The organism is Sporichthya brevicatena, assembly GCF_039525035.1.
Taxonomy (GTDB): domain Bacteria; phylum Actinomycetota; class Actinomycetes; order Sporichthyales; family Sporichthyaceae; genus Sporichthya; species Sporichthya brevicatena.
The window spans coordinates 223,151-245,374 of sequence record NZ_BAAAHE010000008.1 but is presented as its reverse complement, the minus strand read 5'-3'; the positions used below and the strand labels follow the sequence as shown (position 1 = coordinate 245,374).

Sequence of the window (22,224 nt, the reverse complement as noted above, 5' to 3'; positions counted from 1 at the left end):
GCCTCCACTATCTGACGGACCTTCATTGATGTCGCTCACAGGGCGCTGCATCCGCCATCGACGGTGAGTACCGAACCGGTGGTCCAGCCGCTCTCGTCCGAGGCGAGGTGGACGTAGGCACCGGTGACGTCGTCGACGGTGCCCAGGCCGAGGGGATGGCGGACGGCCATGGCCGTCATCGCGTCGGCGCCGTTGCCGGCGTGGATCGCCGAGGGGAACACCCCCGGGCAGACGCAGTTGACGCGCACGCGCTCCTCGGCGTACTCGACTGCTGCCAGCTTGGTCAGCTGGATCACCGCGGCCTTGCTCACCCCGTACGGCGCGGCGAACGCCCAGGAGGTCAGGCCGGCCACCGATGCGGTGTTGACGATCGAGCCGTTCCGCTGGCGCCGCATGACCCGTAACGCGCTCTCGACGCCGTGCAACGTGCCGAAGAAGTTGATGTCGAGCACCCGCCGCCACTCCTCCGGGGCCTGCCGGTGCAGCCGGGCAGTGGTGCCCAGCACCCCGGCGTTGTTGACCATCACGTCGAGCACGCCGTGTTCGGCCACGGCCAGTTCGACGACAGCGTTCACCGCGTCCCGGTCGGTCACGTCCGCGACGAGCGCAGAGATCTTGGCGCCCGATCCCTGCACGGCGAGGGCGGCGGCCGCCAGCGCGTCCGGGTCGACGTCACTGAGCACGAGTCCAGCGGCGCCTTCGCCGACGAAGCGCCGGGTCAGCGCACGTCCGAGGTCACCGGCCGCCCCGGTGATCACCGCGGTCTTCCCGCTCAGTCGCATGACCTCATTCGAGGTCGTGCCATGCGTCACGGTCAGCGGTAGGCCCTACTGCGGAACAGCACCGCGAAGCGCAAGGGCGCAGGTGTGGTCGCGGGCTCCGGAGGTGCGTAGGGATTGCTGCTGACCCGGTCTCCACCCCTCGGCACGCTCAAGGGCATGTACTCGGTCGAGGTCCTCGATGCCGATCTGCGCCACCTCGCGGAGCCTGCGCACGGGCTCGGCCCGGGCGTCCATTGGCTCATCACCTTCCTGGACGCGACAGACGGCAGCATGGGCTGGATGCCGCGCCGTGCCTATCACCCGGGGGCGACGCGAAGCATCTACCTGCCCGAGGCCGCCACCGGATCGGACTTCGAACTGTCGCCCGCTGCGAAGCGCGCCTACGAAGGCCCGATCGAGCGCCGGAGCGGCCAGGACGGCCTCATGGTGACCGCTCCGGACGACTCCAGCCACCTCGCGGCTACGGCAAGCACGCTGCGTTGGACGGAGAGCGACCTGCTCGACGTCTCGGGGGACGCCGTCGGTCCCGCGTGCCGACTCCGGATGGACGACCCGGCCTTTCCGCTGCTCTACACCACCCGCCCGTACCGGGTGACCGGCTCGGTCCAAGGTGTCCCCGCCGATGGTGCCGTGCTCCTGGTGACCGTCCACCTGCGCGAGGGCGCCGAGCTCTTGACGAGCCCCTTGCTGCGCCGCCTGCAGATCGTGTGGACGGAGTTCGTGAACGTCGGAGCAGACGGGACGGTGGAGAGCGGGCTGCTCGTCTGGGGCCGGGAGGGCCTGGCCGGGATGGCCGTGAGCCGTTCGGACGGATCGGCGTTCGCGACCTCGGACATCGACGTGAGCATCGACAACGACGGCGGCGACCCGGAGTTCGCCCGGCGCATCGTCTTCCGCGGCGCCGGCGAGACGCTGACCTGGGACGCCTTGCCTCGCGGTGGCCGCTGGCCGGCACGCGACGACATCCCGGACGGCTACCGCTTCCGCCAAGGCACGGTCGACCGCGAGGGTGCCGGAGCGCCGGCGCTGTCGTACGCGTTCGCCGAGACCTTCCAGGACCGCATGTGAGCGCCGCGATCCGCATCCACGACTACCTGGAGCACTGGGCCCAGGCGGACCCGGCCCGCCGCTGCCTGACCGACGGGGAGCGGAGCTGGACCTACGCCGAGGTCGACGACTGGGCTAATCGAGTGGCGGCTGCTCTCGCGGACCGCGAGCTCGCCGACGGCGCCCGGGTCGGGATCCTGGCCCGGAACTGCCCGGACTGGGTGGCCCTGTACTACGGGGCCTTCAAGTGCGGGGCCGTGCCCGTGCCGCTGAACTTCCGCCTGCATCCGTCGGAGTGGGCGTATCTGCTCACCGACTCCGGCGCCGCCGCCGTCATCGCGCAGGAGGAGTTCGTCGGTCTGCTGGACGGCCTCGGCGAGGCGTTCCCTGCGGGCGTGACCACCAAGCTCGTGATCGACGGCGACCCTGACGAGGTGGCCGAGGGCTGGCACTCGCTGCCGGCCGTGCTCGCCGACGTCGCACCCCGGCCCCGGCCGTCCGACCGGCGCGCCGGGGACCAGGACCTGTGGCAGATGTACACCAGTGGCACCACCGGGCTCCCGAAAGGGGCAGTGGTCACGCACGCGTCGGTCAACGCCAACCAACTCCAGATGCGGACCTCCGCGCCCGTGCTCCCCTCGGACCATCGGCTCGTCGTGATGCCGCTCTACCACGCCGGGGCCGCGATGAGCATGATCCAGGTGATCGCTGCCGGAGCCTCCCTGCGCACCATGGCGAAGTTCGAGCCTGCGGAGTGCGTCCGGGTCATCGACGACGAGCAGGTCTCCCACCTCTCGCTCGTTCCGGCGATGATCCACGCAATGATCCGTCTACCGGATCTGACACACCGTCGGTTCGCGAGCCTGCGGACCATCTCCTACGGCGCTTCCCCCATCACCGAGGACACCTTGCGCACCGCCCTCGACATCTTCAACTGCGGCTTCCAGCAGGCGTTCGGGCAGACTGAGACCAGCGCCGCTCTGACGATGCTCGACGCCCGCGCCCACGAACGCGCCCTCGCCGGCGAACCGCACCTGCTCCGTTCCTGCGGGCGCGCCCTGGTCGGGACCGAGTTGGCCGTCGTGGACACCGATGGGAAACCGGTCGACGCCGGCGTCGTCGGCGAGGTGGTCGCCCGTGGGCCGCAGATGATGCGTGGGTACTGGAACCTGCCCGACGCCACCGCCGAGACGCTGGTCGACGGATGGTTACGCACCGGCGACGCGGGGTACCTCGACGAGGAGGGGTTCCTCTACCTGTCCGACCGGATGAAGGACCTCATCGTCTCCGGCGGAGAGAACATCTATCCCCGGGAGATCGAGGAGATTCTCGCTCGCATGCCCGGGGTGTCCGAGGCTGCCGTGATCGGCGTGCCCGACGCCCGGTGGGGCGAGAGCGTGAAGGCGTGCGTCGTGCTTGAGACCGGCGGTACCGCGAGCGAGGACGCCGTCATCTCCTGGTGCCGCGAGCATCTTGCCACCTACAAGGCCCCGCGGTCCGTCGACTTTCTCGAGGCCCTGCCCCGCAATCCCAGCGGAAAAGTCCTCAAGCGGGAGCTCCGCGCACCGTACTGGGCCGACCAGGCCCGCCAGGTCGGCTGACCACCATCAAGGAGACCGAGCATGCGCCAGAGCGTCACCCTCCCGCTGTCCAACAATTCCTTCGAGAGCATCGCGACACTCGCGGGCGCTGCCGACGCAGCCGGGTTCGACACGGCCTTCATCTACGAGGTGCTCCGTAACCCCTTCACCGCTCTCGCGCTGGCGGCCCGGGCCACGGACCGGATCCGGCTCGCAACGGGCATCGCCGCTGCCCCGACCCGGACCCCGTTCGGCATGGCCAACTCCGCGGCCGACATCGACGAGATCTCGGGCGGCCGCGCGGTGCTCGGTCTGGGGTCGGCGTCCGGGTTCACCGCCGCCTGCCACGGCACGACCTTCGACAAGCCCGTGACCCGCATGCGCGAGTACGTCACCGCTGTCCGAGCCGGCTGGGACTACCAGTACACGAAGGAACCCGCGACGGTCCCCGGCGAGTTCTACGGTTGTGAGTTCCCCGCGTCGCCCTGGCTCCGCGAGAACCCACGCCGGCAGATCCCGATCTACCTGACCGGCATCGGGCCGAAGATGGTGCAGCTCGGCGGCGAGATCGCCGACGGCGTCCTCGGGGCCTTCAAGACCGTCGAGTACATGAACGACGTCGTGATCCCCAACGTCAGGATCGGTGCGGAGCGGGGCGGCCGGAACCTGGAGGACGTCGACATCGCCTCGATGGTCATCACCTGCGTGCACCCGGACCGCAAGGAGGCGATCCGCCGGGCGCGGATCCAGGTCGGCGTGTACACCTGCTTCCCCCCCTGCGATCCAGTGATCAAGCATCACGGGCTGGAAAGGGAGAAGCAGGCCGTCCTCGACGCCGTCGCCGCCAAGGGCTTCGATGCGTTGCAAGACGTCACGGACGACAAGCTCGTCGATCTGTTCAGCATCGCCGGCACACCGGACGAGTGCCGGGCGAAGGCCAAGGAGTACGCGGACTCGCTCCCGCACATCATCTTCCACACGCCCTACGCGCCGCCGATGCTGCCGGAGGAGAGCGCGGAGAACGTCCTCAACCTCTGCGACACCTTCGGAAGCTGACCATGCCGACTCCCCCACTCCCAGAGCCGGACGAGGTCCGGGAATTGCGCGATTCCCTCGCCGAGGCCGAGCATTCCGTCGGCCGCCACGACCCCGAGACGGCCCAGGTCGCGTGGGCGCTCGGCCGCGCCCTTCGGCGGGCCCACCGGCATCCGGAAGCGCGCGAGCACTTCGAACGCGCCCTGGCGATCCTGACCAACGAACGGGGTCCCGGTCATCCGGAGACCGCTGCTCTGCACCACGACCTGGCAGAGCTTTCGTTCGCCGCGGGTTGGTTCGTCCAGGGCCAGCGCTCGGCGGAGCGCGCCTTGGACGCCTGGGCCGCTGCCGGCCAGGACGACGGGCAGGAGGCCTCCCTCGACCGTCTCCTGCTGGGATCGCTGTTGATCGCGCAGGGCTGCCACGACGAGGCGGAGCCGGTGCTGCGGCGGGCGCTGGACTTCTTCTCCTCGGCGGGCGACGTCGAGTCCGCCGAGGTCGCTGCCGGTCAGCTCCACCTCGCCAAGGTGTTAGGTGCGCAGGGGCGGGTGGACGAGGCGGCCGCCCGCTACCGGCGCGCGATCGAGATTCGACGACGGGTGCTCGGCGCCACCCACCCGGGGGTCGCCAGCGCGCTGCACGACCTCGGCGTGCTCTACGAGGCGGACGGCCGTTCCGCCGAGGCGCAGGACGTGTGGCGAGAAGCATCACGGATTCTGACGGGAGCGTCGTGACCACCTCGACGAACACCGGGGCAGCGCTACCGACGACCTGCGACGTTCTGATCGTCGGAGCCGGCTTCGGCGGGCTCTACATGCTCCACAAGCTGCGACAACTGGGCTTCGACGCACACGTGATCGAGGCTGCCGCCGGCGTTGGCGGAACCTGGTACTGGAACCGTTACCCGGGCGCACGCTGCGACATCGAGAGCATCCAGTACTCCTACTCCTTCGACGATGAGCTCCAGCAGGAGTGGAACTGGTCCGAGCGGTACGCCGCCCAGCCGGAGATCCTCGCCTACGCCGAGCACGTGGCCGACCGGTTCGGCCTGCGGTCGGGCATCACCTTCTCCACGCGGGTCACCGCCACCACGTACGACGCCGCCCGCAATCTCTGGATGATCGACACCGACCGCGGCGCCCAGGTCAACGCGCGGTTCTGCATCGCTGCGGTTGGGTGCCTCTCGACCCCGCAGGTCCCGAGCTGGCCCGGGGTCGAAAACTTCGCAGGCGAGATCTACCACCCCGGCGCATGGCCGCACGAGGGCGTGGACCTGCGCGGCAAGCGCGTGGCGGTGATCGGCACGGGCTCCTCCGGGATCCAGATCATCTCCGCCATCGCGGACGAGGTCGAGCACCTCACGGTCTTCCAACGCACTCCGACCTTCGCCTTCCCCGCCCATAACCGTCCCCTCTCCCCCGAGGACCTCGCTGCGGCCAAGGCCCGGTACAGCGAGATCCGGGAGGCCGCGCGGCGAGCCCCGCAGGGCCGCGCGTTCGCCACCGAGGGCCGCCCACTGCTGGGCGACACACCGGACCAACGCGACGAGGTGCTGCGGCGCTACTGGGCCATGGGCGGGCTCGACTTCACCAAGGCTTACGACGACATCTCCTCGGTTCTTGAAGCTGACGCGGTCGCTGCGGATTTCGTGCGTGACCGGATCAGCGAGGTGGTTCAGGACCCGGCCAAGCGGGAGGTCCTGCTCCCTCGCGGCCACCCGATCAGTGCCAAGCGCCCGTGCCTGGAGATCAACTACTTCGCCAGCTTCAATCGGCCTAACGTGGAGATCGTCGACGTTCGTGCCAACCCCATCGTCGAGGTGACGGCCACCGGTATCCGCACGACGGCCGCGACCCACGACGTCGACGTGATCATCGTCGCGACCGGCTACGACGCCATGACCGGGACGCTGCTACGGCTAGGCGTTGTCGGTCGCGACGGAGTAGCACTCACGGAGGCCTGGGCCGCAGGGCCACGCACCTACCTGGGCGTGCTGGTGGACGGCTTCCCGAACTTCTTCATCGTCGCCGGCCCGGGAAGCCCGTCGGTCTTCTCCAACGTCATCCTCGCCATCGAGCAGCACGTCGACTGGATCTCGGACCTGCTCACCTTCGCCCGGTCCGCCGAGGCCGACCTCGTCGAGGCCGACCCCGCAGCAGCGCAGGAGTGGACCGCACACGTTACCGACATCGGCGAGCGAACCTTCCTTTCACTGGGCAACTCCTGGTACCGGGGAGCCAATATCCCCGGGAAGCCGCAGGTGGTGATGCCCTACGTCGGGGGCACGCACGTGTACCGGGACAAGTGCGACGCAGTCGCCGCCGCCGGATATCCGGGCGTCTCGATCTCGCGGCACCGGGGCGCGACAGTTCTTCCCCAGACGTGACCCAGACGTGACAGCTACTGTCTCCCCGATGGAAGAGTGGCCGCTCGTCGGACGGGCCAGTGAGCTCCGGCGTCTGCAGCAGCTCCTCGCGGACCACACGGCCGCGGGGGTGGTCCTGGCCGGTCCGGTCGGGGCCGGGAAGACCCGCCTAGCCACAGAGATCCTTCGGCTCGCCGAGATGTCCGGCGCCGCGACCGCTCGAGCGACGGCCACACGCTCGGCTTCCACCGTCCCCTTCGGCGCGCTCGCCGCTCTTCTGATCCCGACCGACCAGCTCGCAGCCACGCCGGATCGCAGCCAGCTGCTCGGCCTGTTGACCGCCGAACTGGTACGCCAGTCCGGTGGTCGCCGACTGGTGCTCGTCGTGGACGACGCCCACCTCCTCGACGACGCCTCCGCGACGCTCATCCATCGCGTGGTCGAGACCCGGGCTGCCTTCGTCGTGATGATCGTTCGCTCCGGCGAAGCAGCGCCCGACGCTGTCGTCGCGCTCTGGAAGGACGGGCTCCTCGAACGCATCGAGATCGGGGGGCTCCAGACCGACGCCGTCCACCGCCTGCTCGAAGCCGCGTTCTCCGGCCCGGTCGACGGCGCGGCCGCCGCGTTCTTCGCGGTGCGCTGCGAGGGTAACGCGCTGTTCCTGCGAGAGCTGATCCTCGCCGCGCTGGAAGACGGCGCGCTGCAGAACGAAGAGGGCATCTGGCGCCTCACCCGCGAGCCCGCACCCTCGGACCGACTCATCGAGATCGTGGAGAACGGCCTGCGCGCCCTGCAACCCGCTGAGCGCACCGTGCTGGAGTACCTCGCCTTCGCCGAGCCCCTGGGCTCACTCGAATTGAACACCCTGCTGGACGCCGAGGCGGCCGAGCGACTGGAGAGCGACGGGCTGATCTGCTCCACGCTGGACGGCCGGCGCCTGCAGCTCCGACTGGCGCACCCGATCTACGGCGACGTGCTGCGCAGCCGGATGCCGATGTTGCGCCTGACCAAGATGGCGCGGGCCCTCGCCGACGTCGTCGAGGGCACCGGTGCGCGGCGACGCGAAGACACGCTGCGGGTGGCTACCTGGCGTCTGAGCGGAGGCGGCGGCAGTTCGCCGGAACTCATGCTCGCCGCAGCCGTCGCAGCGCGTCGCAGCTACGATTTCCCGCTCGCCGAACGCCTCGCGAGATTCGCGGCGCAGGCCGGCGCCGGATTCGAGGCCGAGTTGCTCGTGGCCCAACTCGCGGGACTGCTGGGCCGCGGCGAGGACGCCGAGAGCCGGCTGGGCGTCCTGGCCGGACAGGCCGCCGACGACGATCAGCGTTCCCGGGTTACGCTGACCCGCTTGGACAACGCCTACATGCATCTCCAGCCGGCGGTGCACCGCCGCATTGCCGACGACGCGACCGAATCGATCACCGACCCAGATCTGCGGGACATCGTCATCGCGCGACGATCGTGGCTCGCCCTGGTGACCGAGGGCCCCAAGGCCTCCGCAACTGACGCACAGTCAGTTCTCCAGCGTGCTCGAGGCCCGGCCCTGGTCATGGCATCCGTCTCGGCCGCGGTGGCCCTGGGCCGACTCGGGCAGGTCGACCGTGCGGTCGAGGCCGCGGACATCGGCGCGGCCGCCCACGGGGCGCTGTCCGCACCGCTGGAGTGGGACCCATGGGTCCATGTCTTCACCCGGAGCGAAGCGCTCGCGACGGCTGGCCGCTTCGACGAGGCCGAAGCACTGGCCACGGCTGAATACCGAATTGCGCTCGACGAACGGTCACCGCTGCGCCAGGCGTACATGGCCTGGACGCTCGCACGGGTCAACCTGGAGCAGGGCAAGGCGCGCACAGCGGCTCGTTTCGCCTCGGAGGCGGCCGCGCTGTTCCGTCAGATCGATCTCCCGGTCGGTGAACAGCACAGCCTCGTCTACGAGGTGCACGCCCATGCGTTGCGCGGCAACGTCGCTGGGGCCAATCAGGCCCTCCAACGTTTCGACGCACTGCCCACCGTCGACGCTATCCTCGCCGCCGACCTACTGCAGGCGAAGGCGTGGATCGCTGTGGCCGACGGCGACCTGCCTGCAGCCCGCGCCCTTCTGTTGGAGGCCGCGCAGGCCGGAGAGGACCGCGACGACCGCGTCGGCGCGTCCTCCGCCCTGCACGCGCTCGTCCGCCTCGATTACGCCAAGTTGGCGGTCGACCGTCTCGCGGCGCTCGCCGCGCAGATGGAGGGCGACCTCATCGCGATCAAGGCCGACCACGCCGCGGTCGCCCTCGGTGGGGAGCCGGAGGAGCTGGAGCGCATCGTCGCCCGCTTCGAGGCGATCGGCGCTCACCTGCTCGCCGCCGAGGCCGCGGCCGACGCTGCGACGTTGTGGCTCAAGGCCGGCAACAACCGCCGGGCGACCTTGACGCAACGGCGGGCCGTGACGTTGTTCGAGCAGTGCGAGGGGGCCACCAGCCGGCCGGCAGAATCGATCGAGACCCGCGCCCGCCTCACGCCCGCGGAACGTGAGACAGCGCTGCTGGCCAGCAGAGGCCGTTCGAACAAGCAGATCGCCGAGGAGCTGTCCGTCTCGGTGCGGACCGTGGAGAGCCGGTTGCTGCACGTGTACGAGAAGCTCGGCCTCTCCAAGCGCGACGAGCTGGCCGATGCGCTGTGACGGTAGCCGCCTGCGCCGCGCACAGTAGCGATCTCGCTCGTCGCCGCCGCCCGGACGGCGTTTCATGAGTGGCATGAAGACTTCACGGCTTGCCAAGGTCGGGGTCGCCGCGCTCGCCACCGCATTGATGGTGTCGGGATGCGGAAGCCGGGCATCCGACACCGAGATCGCCGAGGCACTACGGGGTCCGGCGAGCACCGCCGTCACCGATTCGACGGGAGCGGTCGCGCCCGGGACCGTCGGTGACGCGGCCGTCCCGGCGCAGGGCGGCACCGCCCCGGCCGCGGCCGACGGGGCGAAGCAGGCTCAACCCTCGACCAGCACGGCCAAGTCCGGGACCGGTTCGTCGGGCGACGCCTCGGCTCCCGGCTCCAAGCCGGGCGGCTCGGCCGGCACCCAGACCGCCGCCGCACCGACGGTGGCCGACAAGTCGCCCGTGAAGATCGGCCAGCTCGGCACGTTCTCGGGTGTGCTCGGCGCCGTGTCCTCCTCGGCCCCCAAGGTGCTCAGCGCCTGGATCTCCTACACCAACGCGCACGGAGGCCTCAACGGGCACCCGCTGCAGCTGGTCGTGGCCGACGACCAGGGCGACCCCTCCACGTCGCTGACCCTGGCCAAGCGCCTCGTCGAGAGCGACAAGGCGCTCATGATGGTCGGAAACTTCATGCCGTTCGGCTTCCCCCAGGTCGAACAGTACGTACGGTCCAAGGGCGTCCCCATGCTCGGCGACGGTGTGGATCCCGGGTGGTTCACCTCCCCGGTAGCCCACACGGTCGTGACGCCGGCAGCGGCTCAGATCGTCAAGGCCCTCCAGACATTCGTCGATGACGGCGCGAGCAAGATCGGCATCCTCTACTGCCTGGAGATCGCCCAGCTGTGCGGCTACCTGAACGACCAGGTCAGGAAGTCCGAGGTCGGCAAGTACGTCGTGGAGTCCTATCAGGTCTCGCTGGTCGCGCCGAGCTACACGAGCCAGTGCCTGCGTATGAAGCAGGCCGGTATCGAGGTTCTCTACCTGTTGTTGGAGAGCGCGGGAGCAGCGCGCGCCGCCAAGGACTGCGCCGCGCAGGGCTTCACCCCGCAACTCGTGCTGCTCAGTCTCGCCGCCACCGCGGACCTGCCCAAGCTTGCTGCCCTCAACGGCGCGGTCCTCCCCAGCGGGACGGTGTCCCCCGCGGCGACCGGGGTACCCGGACTGGAGAAGTACCGCCGGATCCTCGGCACCTACGCAGCCAGCCTCGGCGACAGCGGGATCGGTGTGTACGCCTTCGCCAGCGCCGAGATGCTCGGCGTGATCGGCAAGAACCTTCCGAATAACCCGACGTCTGCCGACTTCCTCGAGGGGATGTCCAAGGTCAAGAACGAGACCCTCGGCGGCCTGACCGTCCCGCTCACCTATCCCAAGGGCAAGGGCGTCTCCGTGAAACCGTGCGCCTTCATTTGGGGCCTGGAGAACGGTAGGTACACCGCGCCCAAGGGCAGCAAACCGATCTGCTGACAGGAGCCCGACCGTGACAAGATTTCTGATCGACGGCGAGCTCACCGGCGCACTGGCGGGGGAAGAGCTCCCGGTCGAAGACCCCTCGACCGGCGAGATCCTCCGGTCCGTGCCGCTGGGCCGCCCGGCCGACGCCGAGCTGGCGATCTCGGCCGCCCGCCGCGCCTTCGACTCGGGCCCGTGGCCGCAACTCTCCCCAGCCCAACGCGGTGCGGCGTTGCATCGCCTCGGGGAGCTGCTGGAGGCGAATCGCGCGGAGTTCGTCGCCTACGGCGAGGACGAGGTGGGCACGGCCCGCCGGCAGGCCGACGCGATCCACTACTCCCGTCCGATGGACGCCTTCCGTGATCTGCTACCCAAGGGGTCCCGCTCCCTCGACGTCGGGCTGCCGCAGTTGACCGGTGCGGTCCCCACCGAGCAACTGGTGACGCGGGAACCGCGCGGGGTGGTCGCTGTCATCACGCCGTGGAACTGCCCGCAGCTCTCCAACATCTGGAAGGTCGTCCCCGCGCTGCTCACCGGGAACACGGTCGTGCTCAAGCCGTCGCCGGAGGCGCCCGGCGCGGCCCTCGCCCTGGGCCGGCTCGCGCTGGAGGCCGGTCTGCCCCCAGGCGTCCTCAACGTCGTCACCGGAGGCGCGGACGTCGGCGAGGTGGTTTCTTCGCATCCCGGCGTCGACATGGTGAGCTTCACCGGCTCTGCCGAGGTGGGCAGGTTGATCATGGCCGCAGGCGCCCCGACCCTGAAGCGCCTCGCCCTCGAACTCGGCGGCAAGTCCGCGCTGCTGGCGTTGCCGGATGCCGACCCTGCCATGGTGGCGGCGCGGGCCCTGCGCGTGACGATGGGCTCGGGCCAGATCTGCGCGCTCGAATCTCGGCTGCTCCTGCCCGAGTCGCTCCACGACGACATCGTCGGACGGATCGTCGCCGCGATGGACGAGGTCGTGGTGGGCTCAGCCCACGACGACGCCACCACCATGGGACCACTGATCACCGCCGCACATCTGAGGCGCGTGCAGGGCTGGATCGAGTCTGGCGTCTCCTCGGGTGCGAAGATCGCCACCGGTGGCGGCGTTCCGTCCCGCATACCTGCTGGCGGGCACTACCTCGAACCCACACTGCTGGTCGACGTCACCAACGACATGCCGGTCGCGCGGGAGGAGATCTTCGGCCCAGTACTCGTGGTGATCCGCTACTCCGGCGACCTCAACGAAGGCGTCGCGATCGCCAACGACAGCCAGTACGGGCTCATCGGCTCGGTGTACGGAAGCCCGGAAAACGCTCTACGTGCCGCCCGGCAGATCCGGTCCGGTCGCGTCGCGGTCAACAACGCTGCTAGCACCAGCGATGGTCCCTTCGGTGGGTTCAAGCAGTCCGGCATCGGCCGCGAGCTCGGGACCTGGGGGCTGGAGGAGTTCACCGAGGTGCGGCACCTCGCGTGGCCGATCTGACGTGGACCGCGAGTTCGCCGCCCTGCTCGAATCGCTTCCATCGATGGATCTGGCTGACGTACCGGCGCTGCGCGCACTCCTGGCCAGGCGACCGCCGCGCGAACTGACCAGCCGACCCAACCTAGACATCCGCCACCTGACAGTGCCCGGCCGCGACGGCCCGCCGGTGCCCATCCGCCTGTACGTGCCACGGGACCGCGGCCACGCGTCCCCCGGTCTCGTGTACTGCCACGGCGGCGGCTTCGTCGTCGGCAACCTCGATAGCGACCACGAGCGTTGCGTGCGCCTGGCCGCGGAGGCCGGCGTCGTGGTCGTGTCTCCCGACTACCGACTGGCCCCCGAGCATCGTTATCCCGCCGCCCTGGACGATTGCACAGCGGCACTGACCTGGCTGGACGCGAGCGCCGCGGACCTGGCCGTGGACCGATCCCGCTTGGCTCTGGGGGGCACGAGTGCCGGCGGAGCGCTCGCCGCCGGTGTCGCGTTGCGTGCCCGCGACGACCAGGGCCCCGAGCTCGCTCTGCTCCTCCTCGCCTGCCCGGTGACCGACAGCAACCTGGCCGGTGCGTCCATCCGGGAGTTCTGGAACAGCCCTGGGTGGAACGGCGCTTCGACGATGCGGATGTGGGCGCACTACCTACCCACCGACGCAACCCCGGTGACGTACGCTGCCCCCGCTCTCGCGGCATCGCTGAGCGGCCTCCCGCCGACCGAGATCGTGGTCGCCGACCTCGATCCGCTGCGAGACGAGGGATTGCTACTCGGCCGGCGATTGGCGGCGGAGGGAGTATCGGTGACAGTGCATCAGTTCGCAGACGTGCCCCACGGGTTCGACACTTTGCTTCCCCGGGCCGAGACTTCGATGCGTTCCGTCGCAACGCAGGTTCGTGCGCTGTCGGCGCTGGCTACTCGAACGTGATCACGCCTCGGATGTTCCGGCCCGCGTGCATGTCGAGGTACGCATCGTTGATCTGATCGAGGGTGTAGGTGCGCGTGATGAGTTCGGACAGCTTGAGCTGTCCGGCCCGGTACATCCGCGTAAGCCGCGGGATGGCCACGTTGGGCGACAGACCGCCGTAGAGCACACCCTGGATGCGCTTCTGGTACATCGAGAGCTCGAACATGCTCGCCGGCGGCAGCGGCTCCGTGACACCGCTGATCCCGGTGACCGCGACCGTCCCGCCCTTACTGATGGCCGCGAAGGCCTGGCCCACGTGCTCGGAGCGTGTCAGCCCGACCGCGACGATGGCGTTGTCCGCGCCCTGCCACTCGGTGAGCTCCTTGGCCAGGTCGGTGGCCTCCCCGATGGAGGCGGCGACATCCGTGGCGCCGAGGGCGAGCGCGACCTCCCGCTTGAACTCGATGGGATCCACCGCGATCACCCGAGACGCACCCGCGTGGGCCGCGCCCTGCACGGCGTTCATCCCGATGCCCCCGAGGCCCATCACGATCGTGACGTCACCGGGCTGAACCCCTGCCGAGGTCACGGCCGACCCCCAACCGGTGGGCACACCGCACGCAAGCAGGCACATCTCCCGCAGCGGAAGATCTCGGTCGATCTTCACGAGATTGTCCCGGCGCACGACGGTGTGCTGCGCGAACGCACCCAGCCAGGCGAACTGCGCGATGTCCTCGTCGCCCGTGTGCATACGGAACGTGCCGTCGAGGAAGGCGTTGTTGGTCGTCAGGTGCGGCCCGACGTTGCACAGTGCCTGCCGCCCCGTGGCACACCACTTGCACCGGCCGCAGCTGGAAACGAACGAGAACACGACGTGGTCGCCCGGTGCGAGGTCATCGACCGCGGGCCCGACCGTCTCGACGACGCCTGCGCCCTCGTGCCCGCCGCACATCGGCAGATGGCGAGCAGGCATGTCGCCGGTCGCCACGTGGTCGTCCGAGTGGCACAGCCCGGTAGCCACCAGTCGCACCAGAACCTCGCCGCCCCGCGGCGGGTCCAGGTCGATCTCGGTGACTTCCCACTTACCGGGCTGGGACCAGAGGACGGCGGCCTGTGTCTTCATGACGACAGTCGACCGTCCAGGCCGAACGACTTCAGCCGTAGCGGCTACTACACCCCGTACGCGGTCAGCGAGAACCTTCTGCGTCGGTCGGCGGCTTCGGAAGCCAGTAGCTCCTACGGTGGGCACGGTCCTGTGCGCGCATGCACAGTCGGAATCGGCGGCTCGCCGGACCAACCGCGGTCGCTCCCCGCTCCCCTGAAAGGAAGTTCAGCAATGACTGAGGTCGTAGTCGCGGGGGTCGGCATGATTCCATTCGCGAAGCCGGGCGCATCCGATCCTTACGACGTGATGGGTGAGGCCGCGGCACGCGCGGCCCTGACCGACTCGGGTCTGGACTACAGCAAGATCCAGCAGGCCTACGTCGGCTACGTCTACGGTGACTCCACGTCAGGTCAGGCAGCACTCTACGGTCTCGGGCTGTCCGGCGTTCCGATCGTCAACGTGAACAACAACTGCTCGACCGGTTCCTCCGCGCTCTGGCTGGCGCGCCAGGCAGTGGCATCAGGGACGGCGGAGTGCGTCATCGCACTGGGCTTCGAGCAGATGCAGCGCGGTGCCTTGACCGCGGTATTCGACGACCGTCCCGACGCGATGGGGCGACTGAACGCCGCGATGGGCAGCCTCCAGCAGCGCACCGATGCCCCCGCCGCCGCGCAGATGTTCGGCGGAGCCGGCGCCGAGTACGCCCAACGCTACGGTGTCGACCCCGCGCTGTTCGCGAAGATCTCCGTCAAGGCCCGCCGACACGCGGCCAACAACCCCTACGCGGTGTTCCGCGACCTCGTCACCGAGGACGAGGTGCTCAACTCCCCTCACATCTACGGGCCGCTGACCCGCCTGCAGTGTTGCCCGCCCACGTGCGGGGCGGCCGCCGCCGTGGTCTGCAGCGCGGAGTTCGCGGCGCGTCACAGCGTCAGCAAACCCGTGCGCATCCGTGCGCAGGCCATGACCACCGACGTGGCCGGCACCTTCGACGACGGGACGTCGATGATGACTCTGGTCGGCTTCGAGATGGCCCGGCGGGCGGCGAACGAGGTCTACGAGGCATCCGGCGTCGACCCCCAGGACCTGCGCGTCGTCGAGCTCCACGACTGCTTCAGCACCAACGAGGTCCTCAGCTACGAGTCGCTGGGTCTCGTCGAGGAGGGCGGTGCCGAGAAGTTCGTCCTGGCCGGCGACAACACCTACGGCGGACGCGTGGTCACGAACCCGTCGGGCGGCTTGCTCTCCAAGGGGCACCCACTCGGTGCGACCGGGCTCGCCCAGTGCACCGAGCTGGTGTGGCAGCTCCGCGGTGAGGCCGGGGCCCGTCAGGTCGAGGGCGATCTCCCCCTCGCGCTTCAGCACAATCTCGGTCTCGGCGGAGCGTGCGTCGTGACGCTCTACGAACGGGCCGCTCGATGAGCTTCGCCCACGCCGTCGGCGCGAGCACTCCGCCGATTGCGATGACCATCGAACGCGGTCGACTGCGATTGTTTGCGCACTCGATCGGCGAGACGAACCCGGTGTACACCGACGTGGATGCGGCGCGCGCTGCCGGTTACCCCGATCTCCTCGTTCCGCCGACGTATTTGTTCGGGGTCGAGCTGGAGGGTGCCGAGCCGACCGGTTGGCTCGATGCTCTCGGCGTCGACCTGCGGGCACTGCTGCACGGCGAGCAGGAATTCACCTACGTGGCGCCCGTCTTCGCGGGGGAACTCGTGCAGGCCCGGAGCACCCTGGTCGACGCCTACGAGAAGAAGGGCGGCGCCCTACAGTTCTTGGTTCGCGAGACCGAGGTCACCCGAGCCGGGGATGTGGTGGCGCGTCTGCGCACGACACTCGTGGTCCGCCAGATCGCGACAGCCGGATCGGCGCCATGACCGCTCTGGAGCTGCCCCCGGGTACAGCACTGCCGTCGCTGTCGGGACCGGCCCTGACCCGGACGGTGCTCGCGCTGTTCGCCGGAGGTTCCGGCGACCTCAATCCGATCCACCTCGATCTTGACGTCGCCCGCTCAGCGGGACTCGACGACGTGTTCGCCCAGGGCATGCTCTCGATGGCCGTCCTCGGACGTCTGCTCACGGGGTGGACCGACCAGCGGAATCTTCGGTCCTTCCGCGTGCGATTCGCCACGATCACTCCAGTCAATGCCCAGCCGCGGTGCACCGGAACGGTGGTATCCGTCGACGAGGTTGACGGCGAACGCCGCGCCACGATCGACCTCACCGTGACGCTGGCCGACGGGACCGTCACTCTCACCGGCGACGCCGTCGTCGCCGTCTCCTGAACGCAAACGGACCAAGGAGCGATACGTGGGAAAGCTCGCCGGCAAGGTTGCCATCGTTTCTGGCTCGGGTCGCGGGATCGGCCGGGAGATCGCGCTGAAGCTTGCGTCTGACGGTGCGTCGGTCGTCGTCAATGACCTCGATGCCGAACCAGCCAAGGAGACGGTTGCCGCCATCGAGGCATCTGGCGGTCAGGCGGCGACGTGTGTGGGCAGCGTGACCGAGGCCGGGTTCGCCGACCGGTTCGTCCGGACCGCGGAGGAGTCGTTCGGCGGTCTGGACATCGTCGTGAACAACGCCGGGTACACCTGGGACTCGGTGATCCAGAAGATGACGGACGAGCAGTGGGACGCGATCCTGAATCTGCACCTCAAGGCGCCGTTCCAGATCCTGCGCGCCGCGCAGCCGGTGATCTCCCGCGCCGTCAAGAGGGCCCAGCAGGCCGGTGAGCAGGTCCCGTGCCGCAAGGTCGTCAACATCTCCTCAGTCGCGGGCCTGGGCGGAAACGTGGGCCAGAGCAACTACGCGGCCGCGAAGGCCGGGGTGGTCGGCCTAACCAAGACCCTGGCCAAGGAATGGGGTCGGTACAACGTGACGGTGAACGCCGTCGCGTTCGGCTTCATCCTGACCCGCCTGACCGAGGTCGCGGCCGGTGGCGCGACGCTGGAAGTCGATGGGCGCGAGCTCAAGGTCGGCGTCAACCCCGAATTCCTGGAGCAGGCCCGCCTGTCTATCCCTCTCGGACGCCCAGGCACCCCCGCCGAAGCAGCTGGGGCCGCCTACCTCTTCTGCCAGCCGGAGTCCGACTACGTCAGCGGCGAGGTTCTCCTCTGCGGCGGGGGCTACAGGATCTGACGAGGTGTGGGCTCGTCCTCTTGTTGCGCCAGAGGCGCCAGCCGACTTGTCCAGGCTAGGTGCCTGCCGTGGGCTCCTGCCGACGCGGCGCCCTCCGGCCGATCGCTCCTGCTCGTCCCCTCCACGCGGCGTGGAGCGGTGCTTCTCAGGTCGGCACCAGGAGCCAGCAGTCCAGGACGAGGCGTAGTCAGCGCCGGTGGGGGCGGCGTGCGCGAGGTCGAGCACGGTCTGCTCCGCGGTCGTGGCCAACGCAGGTCCGAGGTCGGTGCTGAGAGTTCGGCGTCAAGGCGGGTGACCTCGTCCGACGAAGCGCACTCGCGAGGGCGGTCAGCGAAGCGCAGAGGGCGGCGCGAGCCCGGGACCGCGACGAATTCCACCGCGATCGCCCGGGCCACACCCGGTGGACACGGGCAGCGCTGAGGCCGGTGAGCACCGGCACCCGGTCCCGTACAGCGGGGCCGCGATCCTGGCCGCCGCCTCGGCGCTGGGCGTCCACACCCCCGGATCGTGCTCGGGCGGGACCGCGCAGTAGAACCGTGCGCGACGCGGTGCAACAGTCCGCGCCCGCTGAGCGCCGAGCCTCCTGCCGGGGATGCATAGATCGCAGCCAGGCGACCCGGATCGTGCCCAGCGGCGCCCGAGGTCGCCCCGAGAGCGTCACGCCAGTTGGTCAGAGTGAGCGCAACCGCTCGACAGCGCCTGGGCATCCTTAACGTCATCGATGTCGCGAAACGGCGAGGATCGCGCGTTTTCGCAGCTCAGAAGAGCCGGCGGCCGGACTTGAACCGGCAACCTTTCGATTACAAGGCGCCGAGAAGCACCGCACCTCACCCCAGCGCGCCAGAGCCTCGGCTGGAGCCTCACAACCCCCTGGAACCACGCCGATCGCACCCTGCTTAACGTCATTCTTAACGTCATGGTGGCCTCCGATGCCCGGGCCGGCCGGCGCCAGTCGGGGGAGCAGATCAACCGTCCGAGGCGTCTGACGTATCGTCATTTTCTGTGCGGGATAGGGCTTTAGCCCATGCGTTCGCGAGGGCGGCCAGGGCGTCCGCGGCGGTGGTTTCGAGGCGGGTCTGGTGCGCGAGGGCTTGTTGCCAGGCAGCTTCGGTGGGTGGTCCGCCGAGGTCGCGGGGCGACGGCGGGCTGGACGCGGCACCGTAGCGGCGCAGGCACTGCACGGCGGTCGGGGTGATCAGGCTCCGGTGGGCGAGGGCGGCCAGGTCGTAGAGGTCACGGGGCGCGCGCCGGTCGAGCCACGCAACGATCTTGGCCGCAACGAACGCCTCGACGGTGAGCACGCGCAGGCGCGCCGGTGGTGCGTCGGAATAGCGCTGGTGCAACTCGACGATCTCGGTGGGCCAGTCTGGGTAGCCCGTCGAGGAAAGAACCTGGACCTGGATCGAGGTGCCGTCCACGACCTGCAGCAGCGCCGGTTCCGCGTAGCGGGTCCGGGTCAGCGGCGGCGTCCAGGTCGGGCGGCCATGACTGCGGCGCAGAGCGGTCGCCATTGCGCGCTCGATACGGGCGCAGATCTGGGCTCGATTGCCGCGGGCGATCAGGTCGATGTCCTCGCTCAGGCGCCCGTCGAGCAGGTAGGTGCGGGCCAGCGCGGTGCCACCGAAGAACACGATCTCCGCGTCGGGCAGGTGTTGGGAGAGCGCGGCCAGGACGTGGGAGATGAGGTGATCGCGGCGTACCTGAGCCAGGTCCACACCGAATTGGGCGGCGATCGCTTCCCATTCCCCCGGGACCGGAGCGCTCACCGGCGGGCACCGACCTGTTCGCGCACGCGGGCCAGGGTGGCGCGCATCCGCTGTGTGCCGGCGATCTGCTCGAGCACCTCGGCCTCGCAGCGGGCCCACAGCGCATCGATCGCCGCGACGGTGTCGGCGTCGGCGCCGGTGGGATCCGCGTGCGCGAGATCGAGCACCGTCTGCTCCGCGGTCGTGGCCAACGCCAGTCCGAGGTCGGTGCTGAGGAGTTCGGCGTCCAGGCGAGTGACGTCGCGCTCGACGAAGCGCACCACCCCAGGGCGGTCAGCGAAGCGCAACGGCCGGCGCGAACCCGGGACCGCGACGAACCCCACCGCGATCGCCCGCGGCAGCACCCGGTGGACCCGGGCGGCACTGAGGCCGGTGAGCACCGGCACCCGATCCCCGTACAGCGCGGTCGCGATCCCGGCCGCCGCCGCCTCGGTGCTCGGCTTCCACACTGCCGGATCATGCTCGGGCGGAACCGCGCAGTAGAAACCGTGGGCGAGGCGGTGCAACACTCCACGCCGCTCCAACGCCCGCGCCTCCTGCCGCGGATGCGCATAGATCGCAGCCAGATCCGCAACCCGGATCGTGCCCAGCGGCGCCCGCGCCGCCAACTGCCCGGCAGACATGTTCACTCTGCAAATAGTAGACCTCTGAACTACTTTACGCAGGGTAAAGTGCAACGCAGTTCGCCACCCGCCCTCGCCGAGAGGGTCACTCCAGGCGGTCGGAGTGAACCCAACCGCTCGACAGCGGTGGGCATTGTTAACGTCATCGATGTCGCAAAACGGCGAGGACTGCACGTTTCCGCAGGTCAGAAGAGCCGGCGGCCGGACTTGAACCGGCAACCTTTCGATTACAAGGCGACCGAGGACCACCGCACATCGCCCCACCAGCTGGCCGGAGTCGCGGCTGGAGCCTCCCAACCCCCTGGAACCACGCCGATCGCATCCTGCTTAACGTCATCCTTAACGTCACGCGGTTTCAGCGTCGCGCCCTGCGTGCATGCAAGGCCTCATCGCACCTGGGGTCTCGGACAACTCCTCCGATTGCTACCAACGCGTCGCTGACGAGCCGAGGCCGACGTCGGTCACCTGGCCGGTCATTACGCCGTCGAGGTCGCAGGCGTGGAACAGGACGGCCCGGCTGATGTGCTCGGAATCGAGGTACCGACGGCCGTTAAGGCCTGCGTTGTTCTGGACCAACCGGGCCTCGAAGTCTTCGCGCGTCGGGTTCGCGATGTCCGGGCAGAACAGGTCGAAGGTCGGCTGATTCAGGAACAGGTCGGTCCCCACCGCAGCAGGGCAGATCACGTTGATCGTGATTCCGTCGTTGGCAACTTCCAGCGCCGTCCCCTTGACCAGGCCGATGACGCCCCACTTCGCCGCGCCGTACGCCGGCAGGTTCGGATAGCCACCGCGCGCGCCAAATGACGCCGTGCAGACGATCCGCCCGTATCGCTGTGCCTTCATGTGCGGCAAGACTTCCCGCATCACTTTGAAATAGCCCGTCAGGTTGGTCTGAAGGACGGTCTCCCACATCTCGTCGGTGAAGGCGTCGAGCGGTCCGTAGTTCACCACGCCGTGGTTGGCGACGAGGATGTCGATCCGCCCGAAATCGGCGACCGTTCGGTCCACCACGCCTTTCACGCCGGCAGTGTCGCGCATGTCGGCCTGGAGACCGAGCGCTCGCCGGCCTTCCTTCTCCACCAGCGCGACCGTCTCGGCCAGATCGGCGGGTGTGGCGAGCGGGTAGTCGATGGTCGGGACATCGGCGGCGAGATCGGTCACCACCACGTCGGCTCCCTCGCGCGCGAGCGCGATCGCGTGGGCACGCCCCTGCCCGCGGGCGCCACCGGTGATCAGCGCGACCTGACCGTTCAGAAGACCCATGTCTGTCCTTTCTGCCGATGTGAGCGGCGTGCCCATGCCGATGCGCTGATTCGGCCCGCTGCGGTTTGTCCCGTTTCTCAGCCGGCGACGGCGTACTTCGTTGAGGCCTGCGCGAGAATGAACAGCGCGCCTTCCATGGGAGGGAACGTCGTTGGGTCGTAAGACCGCTTGTGGACTTTGGCGATTCGGGGACCGGCGTAGCGCACCAGTCCGAGCAGCGACGTCACCTGCCGATACCGGCTGCGTATCCGGCCGCGAACACGACCGGTCTGAAGGTCGTGCTTGATCATGCGGTTCGAGTTCTTGATGACGTACGTGAAGATGTGGATCAGGGAGTACCACAAGCCGTAGAGCCGGTACCAGTGTTCGTCGTAGAGCACCTTGTACGTCCCATTCACCACGGCGCGGTGCTCGTACTCCTCGGCGACGTGCCAGAGCCAGAGGAACGTCGTTGGCTCGTCCCACTGCTGCATGAGGTGCGGCGAGCGGTCGAAGAAGAACCCCGACAACGCCGGCCCGAGGGTCTCGAAGCCCTCCGAGTAGGCCAGACAGAACTTCGGGCCCTTCTTGGTCAGGAAGCGCTCGTAGTCTGCTCGCAGCTTCGCCTCGGACTCAGTCAGCTCGTAGCCGGCTTCATAGAGCAACTTGTTGAACTGCGCGTGCATCCGGTAGTGCCGCGCCTCCTGCATGTTGAACAGGTCGATGTCGGCCAGCAAGGCGTGCTCCGTCGCGGGGACGCGGGTCTTCGCCTCGCGCATGACCTTTATCAGATAAGGCTCGAGTTCCGGCGCCAGCGACGAGAAGGCGTTGAAGACATGGCTGAACTCGGGCCCGGTCGGATTCCAGTGGATCTTGGCGTCGCTGAAGTCGATGGTCACCTTACGGACCTTCAGCTCCATGTCTGACACGGCGGCCCCTCCTCGTCATCAGACGGGCGAGCTTCGAGCCCGCTGTCACGAAAATACAACACGAGTGTTGACGAGTCCAGAAAAGTACAACACGAGTGTTGA

General features: G+C 69.0%; 20 protein-coding genes. 14 read left to right on the top strand and 6 right to left on the bottom strand.

Translation table 11 applies throughout. The features are described 5' to 3' along the window. Positions 1-35: 35 nt before the first annotated feature. Positions 36-782 (bottom strand): SDR family NAD(P)-dependent oxidoreductase, encoded by a 747-nt coding sequence (locus tag ABD401_RS06390; RefSeq protein WP_344602776.1) that lies wholly within the window; start codon positions 780-782, stop codon positions 36-38. Between the two features lie 114 nt (positions 783-896). Between ABD401_RS06390 and ABD401_RS06385 the strand changes: the two genes are divergently transcribed. The 9 genes from ABD401_RS06385 (at position 897) to ABD401_RS06345 (ending at position 13,338) form a co-directional block, all read left to right on the top strand. Further along, positions 897-1,850 carry a hypothetical protein gene (locus ABD401_RS06385; protein WP_344602774.1) on the top strand — a complete coding sequence of 318 codons (954 nt, stop codon included), beginning with the start codon at positions 897-899 and terminating at the stop codon, positions 1,848-1,850. Beyond that, the gene (locus ABD401_RS06380; protein ID WP_344602772.1) at positions 1,847-3,430 is read left to right on the top strand and encodes a class I adenylate-forming enzyme family protein; all 1,584 of its coding nucleotides are present in this window, start codon (positions 1,847-1,849) and stop codon (positions 3,428-3,430) included. The genes ABD401_RS06385 and ABD401_RS06380 overlap by 4 nt, the downstream gene beginning before the upstream one ends. A 21-nt stretch (positions 3,431-3,451) precedes the next feature. Continuing rightward, entirely contained in the window at positions 3,452-4,465 is a 1,014-nt protein-coding gene (locus ABD401_RS06375) for an LLM class flavin-dependent oxidoreductase (protein ID WP_344602770.1), read from the top strand. Between the two features lie 44 nt (positions 4,466-4,509). Further along, entirely contained in the window at positions 4,510-5,178 is a 669-nt protein-coding gene (locus ABD401_RS06370; protein WP_344602768.1) for a tetratricopeptide repeat protein, read from the top strand. Further along, positions 5,175-6,830, top strand: a complete 1,656-nt coding sequence (locus tag ABD401_RS06365) for a flavin-containing monooxygenase (RefSeq protein WP_344602766.1) — start codon at positions 5,175-5,177, stop codon at positions 6,828-6,830. Before ABD401_RS06370 ends, ABD401_RS06365 begins: the two co-directional genes overlap by 4 nt. A 28-nt stretch (positions 6,831-6,858) precedes the next feature. Continuing rightward, complete coding sequence (locus ABD401_RS06360; RefSeq protein WP_344602764.1) at positions 6,859-9,471, top strand: AAA family ATPase; 2,613 nt, start codon at positions 6,859-6,861, stop codon at positions 9,469-9,471. Between the two features lie 73 nt (positions 9,472-9,544). After that, complete coding sequence (locus ABD401_RS06355; RefSeq protein WP_344602762.1) at positions 9,545-10,969, top strand: ABC transporter substrate-binding protein; 1,425 nt, start codon at positions 9,545-9,547, stop codon at positions 10,967-10,969. Positions 10,970-10,982: 13 nt separating this feature from the next. Then, positions 10,983-12,419 carry an aldehyde dehydrogenase family protein gene (locus ABD401_RS06350; RefSeq protein ID WP_344602761.1) on the top strand — a complete coding sequence of 479 codons (1,437 nt, stop codon included), beginning with the start codon at positions 10,983-10,985 and terminating at the stop codon, positions 12,417-12,419. Between the two features lies 1 nt (position 12,420). Then, a complete protein-coding gene (locus ABD401_RS06345) occupies positions 12,421-13,338 on the top strand; it encodes an alpha/beta hydrolase (protein WP_344602759.1) in 918 nt (305 codons plus the stop codon). On the opposite strand, the gene ABD401_RS06340 is transcribed toward ABD401_RS06345, so the two are convergent. Continuing rightward, positions 13,325-14,440, bottom strand: a complete 1,116-nt coding sequence (locus ABD401_RS06340) for an NDMA-dependent alcohol dehydrogenase (RefSeq protein WP_344602757.1) — start codon at positions 14,438-14,440, stop codon at positions 13,325-13,327. The genes ABD401_RS06345 and ABD401_RS06340 overlap by 14 nt on opposite strands. 213 nt (positions 14,441-14,653) lie before the next feature. On the opposite strand from ABD401_RS06340, the gene ABD401_RS06335 reads away from it, so the two are divergent. The 5 genes from ABD401_RS06335 to ABD401_RS06315 all read left to right on the top strand — a co-directional run bounded on the left by ABD401_RS06335 (position 14,654) and on the right by ABD401_RS06315 (position 18,094). Then, positions 14,654-15,844 carry a lipid-transfer protein gene (locus ABD401_RS06335; protein ID WP_344602755.1) on the top strand — a complete coding sequence of 397 codons (1,191 nt, stop codon included), beginning with the start codon at positions 14,654-14,656 and terminating at the stop codon, positions 15,842-15,844. Beyond that, entirely contained in the window at positions 15,841-16,302 is a 462-nt protein-coding gene (locus tag ABD401_RS06330; protein ID WP_344602753.1) for a MaoC family dehydratase N-terminal domain-containing protein, read from the top strand. The genes ABD401_RS06335 and ABD401_RS06330 overlap by 4 nt, the downstream gene beginning before the upstream one ends. Beyond that, positions 16,299-16,709, top strand: a complete 411-nt coding sequence (locus tag ABD401_RS06325; RefSeq protein WP_344602751.1) for a MaoC/PaaZ C-terminal domain-containing protein — start codon at positions 16,299-16,301, stop codon at positions 16,707-16,709. Before ABD401_RS06330 ends, ABD401_RS06325 begins: the two co-directional genes overlap by 4 nt. Before the next feature lie 25 nt (positions 16,710-16,734). Continuing rightward, the gene (locus tag ABD401_RS06320; RefSeq protein ID WP_344602750.1) at positions 16,735-17,562 is read left to right on the top strand and encodes an SDR family NAD(P)-dependent oxidoreductase; all 828 of its coding nucleotides are present in this window, start codon (positions 16,735-16,737) and stop codon (positions 17,560-17,562) included. A gap of 400 nt (positions 17,563-17,962) precedes the next feature. Further along, complete coding sequence (locus ABD401_RS06315; RefSeq protein WP_344602749.1) at positions 17,963-18,094, top strand: hypothetical protein; 132 nt, start codon at positions 17,963-17,965, stop codon at positions 18,092-18,094. 433 nt (positions 18,095-18,527) lie between these two features. Here the strand turns inward: ABD401_RS06315 and ABD401_RS06310 are convergent, their stop codons facing one another. The 4 genes from ABD401_RS06310 to ABD401_RS06295 form a co-directional block, all read right to left on the bottom strand. Beyond that, complete coding sequence (locus ABD401_RS06310) at positions 18,528-19,328, bottom strand: nucleotidyl transferase AbiEii/AbiGii toxin family protein (RefSeq protein WP_344602747.1); 801 nt, start codon at positions 19,326-19,328, stop codon at positions 18,528-18,530. Beyond that, entirely contained in the window at positions 19,325-19,951 is a 627-nt protein-coding gene (locus ABD401_RS06305) for a type IV toxin-antitoxin system AbiEi family antitoxin domain-containing protein (RefSeq protein ID WP_344602745.1), read from the bottom strand. The genes ABD401_RS06310 and ABD401_RS06305 overlap by 4 nt, the downstream gene beginning before the upstream one ends. Positions 19,952-20,374: 423 nt before the next feature. Further along, positions 20,375-21,214, bottom strand: coding sequence for a mycofactocin-coupled SDR family oxidoreductase (locus ABD401_RS06300; RefSeq protein ID WP_344602743.1), 840 nt, complete (start codon positions 21,212-21,214; stop codon positions 20,375-20,377). 77 nt (positions 21,215-21,291) lie between these two features. Further along, the gene (locus ABD401_RS06295) at positions 21,292-22,092 is read right to left on the bottom strand and encodes a metal-dependent hydrolase (protein ID WP_344602741.1); all 801 of its coding nucleotides are present in this window, start codon (positions 22,090-22,092) and stop codon (positions 21,292-21,294) included. Between the last annotated feature and the right edge of the window lie 132 nt (positions 22,093-22,224).